General features: G+C 70.5%; 3 protein-coding genes. 1 reads left to right on the top strand and 2 read right to left on the bottom strand.

Annotation, left to right across the window (positions count from 1 at the left end; translation table 11 throughout):
- Window positions 1–889: hypothetical protein (locus EHS43_RS40255; protein WP_125195499.1), on the bottom strand; the 889-nt coding region annotated here is incomplete at its 3' end.
- A 109-nt stretch (window positions 890–998) separates the two neighbouring features.
- Window positions 999–2,471, bottom strand: a complete 1,473-nt coding sequence (locus EHS43_RS40250) for a beta-1,6-galactanase (protein WP_125195498.1) — start codon at window positions 2,469–2,471, stop codon at window positions 999–1,001.
- A 277-nt stretch (window positions 2,472–2,748) separates the two neighbouring features.
- Here EHS43_RS40250 and EHS43_RS40245 point away from each other — a divergent pair, with 277 nt between their 5' ends.
- Window positions 2,749–3,528 carry a class E sortase gene (locus tag EHS43_RS40245; protein ID WP_260470934.1) on the top strand — a complete coding sequence of 260 codons (780 nt, stop codon included), beginning with the start codon at window positions 2,749–2,751 and terminating at the stop codon, window positions 3,526–3,528.
- Window positions 3,529–3,550: the final 22 nt, after the last annotated feature.

The raw sequence follows: 3,550 nt of genomic DNA, 5'->3' as shown, positions 1-3,550 counted from the left end.
GGGTGGTCTCTCCGGGGGACATGCCCTCCGAGGCCGCGAACGCCTCGTACGACGGGACCGTGCCCGAGACGATGCCCAGGTTCGCCGTGCCGGAGGCGGAGAGCTCGCGCAGGGAGGCCTCTATGGTCGCCAGGTGCTCCTCGTGGGAGGGGTACTCCGCGGAGAGGGAGGGGTAGGCCTCGACCAGTTCCGCGAGTTCGGACGCGGGCCAGTGCAGGACCGCCACCGGGAACGGGCGGGACAACGCCTCCCGATAGGTGCCGAGTTCGGCGCGCAGGCGGGAGATCTCCGCCTCCAGCTCCGCCGGGTTCTCCGAGCCGAGGGACCACACGCGCTTCGGGTCGTGGAGTTCGTCCAGGGAGACCGGGGAGGTGTGCAGGGTGTCCGCCAGGGTGTCCCACTCGTCGTGGGCCAGGCCGAGCATCCTGCGGACGCGGTGCCGGCCGAACAGCAACGGGTGCGTGGAGTACGGCGGTTCCGGTACGTCCGTCAGGAGGACCCGCGCCCCCTCCGTGAACGTCTCCTGCGCCTGCTCCAGCTCGTCGTGGGACTCCAGGGCCTCCGCGACGATCACCCAGGGCGCCGGGTCCCGGGGGGAGGCTGCCCGGACGCCCTCGATGATCGCGCGGGCCTCGGCCTCATGGCCGTACTCCCAGAGGTTCGCGGCCTTCAGGGAACGGACGAGAAACGGGTTCTCCAAGCCGTCCTGCGCGGCCAGCAGGCGGTCGTAGAGGGAGGACGCGGCGGGGCGGTCGCCGGCCAGTTCCAGATGGGCCGCGGCCTGCAGGAGCAGGGCTTCGGCGTCCTCGGGATACCGGTCGGCGGTCCGCTCCAGGCGCGCCGCTTCGGCGGTGTGGTCGACGTTCTCGGCAGGCGTGTCGGGGCGCATGGGGGACACCGTACTGCCGATCAGCGTCAAAGAAGAGAGAGGTGCAGGCCAGGGCCCGGTTAACAGCAGGGGAGGCCCCGGGGCCCGGCCCGCACCCGCGGCTACCGCCTCAGATCGTCACGCCGTCGATCTGCAGGGTCTGCACCGCCTTCGCCGCGAACGGCACCGCCACCGTCTTCCCGCTCAGGAAGGTGTTGGAGTAAGACGCGTACTTGTCGCCGCCCGTCGTCACCGTGTTCCAGCGCGGGACCAGGCCGCCGGAGCCGCCCGTCACCGTGGTGAAGCGGGACAGGTCGAAGGTCAGGGTCTGGGCCGAGGTGGAGGTGTTCAGGGCCACGATGACCAGGCGCTTGGCCGTGGAGTCGTAGGCCGCGACCGCGTTGCTCACGCCCGTGTCGAGGATCTTCATGCCGGGGCGGATGTGACGGCTGAACTGGGCCAGCACGTAGTACTTCGTCTCGATCGCGCCCGCCTGGAGGGTACTGGCGTCGTACTTGATCACGCCCCAGCCCGCCGTGGGGTCCATGACCTGCCAGTAGACCCAGGCGGTGGGGTGCAGCCAGCGGAAGTCGTAGAGGAGGTTGAAGGCCGTGGTGTAGCCGGTGCCGTCGCCGTCGCCGGTCTCGGAGTTCCACAGCTTCTTGCCGGCCGTGGTGACCACGTCCGTGTAGAGCAGGTCCCTGCGGCCGCTCGACCCCTGGTAGCCGTGCACGTTGACCTGGTTGACGTACCCCTTGGTGGTCGAGCTGAAGGAGTTCCAGGTGGTGCGGGCGAGGTCGTAGCTGGTCTCGTCGGAGGCCGAGATCCTCACGCCGGTCAGCCCGCGGTTGTTCAACTCGCTGCGCAGGTACGGCAGTACGGCCGACTGGACCGACGCGTCCATGTGGCAGCCCTCCTGCGTGCCGGTCGCGGTCCACCAGGACGAGGAGGGCTCGTTGAAGGCGTCGACCGTCGCGAAGTTCACGCCCCAGTTGTTCTTGGCGTACAGGGCGGTCGCGGCGAGGTGGGAGGCGTGCTGGCGGTAGTTCCAGGTCTGGAGGTTGTTGCCGCCGCCCGAGGCGCCCGACGGGTTGTGGTTGCTGCACATCCACCACATCGGGGAGTTGGTGAAGAGCTCCGAGGTCGCGCCCCTGGACGTCGCCTTCACCAGCATCGCCCGCTGGTTGGCGTCCGCCGTCCAGTCCCACGCCGAGGACGTCGGGTCCTCGTTGTTCCAGTCCTGCCAGTACCCCTCGATCTGCTTGAAGGCGGGGATGTTGGCCGAGGCGACCATCGACTCGCCGTTCACGGTGTTCCAGCTGCACGCGCCCAGGTTGTAGCGGGCGATGTTCAGGCCGAGTCCGGGGAGCGAAGTGCCGTTGTAGGAGGTCGACTTGGTGGTGAAGAAGATGTCGGCGAAGTCGTCCCGGGCGCCGAACACGTTGGCCCACCAGGCCAGGGAGGTGCCCCAGCCCTCCCAGGTGCCGTACGACGTCCCCGGGCTGACCGCGATCGTGGCGTCCGCGCGGGCGGTTCCGGTGGCCAGCGCGCTGCCGAGGAGGGTTCCTCCTGCGGCTGTCAGCAGCGTTCTGCGTCGGATCATGGTCACTCCGAACTCCGATGGATCGACGCGGCCTTCTGACCCGCGTCGCGGCTTGCCCCGTTCATGCCACGACGAAGCATCGGGTGTTGCCGGTGAGGTTGTCGAGAGTTCCGACAGCCCTTCTTAAAACCAGTGGAGGAAGTTCGGTATACCGGACACGGCAACGGCCGTCCCTCCGTTGCCCGACCACTCCTCCGCTCCATCGGGCCCTCGCCCCTGGTGAGTTGAGGGCCCCGCCCTTATGGTGCGGGCGGCCCCGGCCGAGGAGGTGTGTCCCGTGCGGCAGCGCATCGTGCACCACGGAGCCCGGCGCCGGCGCGAGCGTCGCCGCCGCGCGGTGTGGGTGGGTGGCGAACTCCTCGTCACCGTGGGGGTCGTCCTGCTGCTCCTCGTCGTGCACCAGCTGTGGTGGACCAACCGGGAGGCCCGGCAGGGCGCCCGGCGCGAGGTCGAGGCGCTGGAGCGGGAGTGGGAGCGGGGCGGGGGAGCCGATCCCGGGTCCGCGCTCCAGGGATCACGGGAGCCGGCCGGGTCCCAGGAGGACTCCGGGTCCGGAGGGGGCCGGGACCGCCGCGCCGACGTCCCGTACTCCACCATTCCGGACCTGTCCCGGGCCTACGCCGTCCTCCGCATCCCCCGTCTCCACCTCCGCGTCCCCGTCGCCGAGGGCGTCGGCAAGGTGAGCGTCCTCAACAAGGGGTACGTCGGCCACTACCCCGGCACCGGACAGCCGGGCGGCGTCGGGAACTTCGCGCTCGCCGGGCACCGCAACACCCACGGCGAGCCCTTCCGGTACGTCAACCGGCTCGTGCGCGGGGACGCCGTCCAGGTGGAGACGCGCGGCGCGGTGTACACGTACGCCGTGGACCGGACCCTGTGCCAGACCTCGGCGCGTGACGCGGGGGTGATCGGGCCGGTCCCGCGCTCGGCGCTGTACCCCTCCTACGGGTACGCCGAGCCCGGTCACTACCTCACCCTCACCACCTGCACCCCGGAGTACACGTCCCGGTACCGGCTGGTGGTGTGGGGCAAGCTCGTGTCGGCGCGCACGCGTTGACGAGGAGCGGCGGGGTCGGCGG

The organism is Streptomyces sp. RP5T (assembly GCF_003933965.1).
GTDB lineage: Bacteria > Actinomycetota > Actinomycetes > Streptomycetales > Streptomycetaceae > Streptomyces.
Note: the sequence above shows the minus strand (reverse complement) of the source record. Positions and strands in the feature narration are given on the sequence as shown.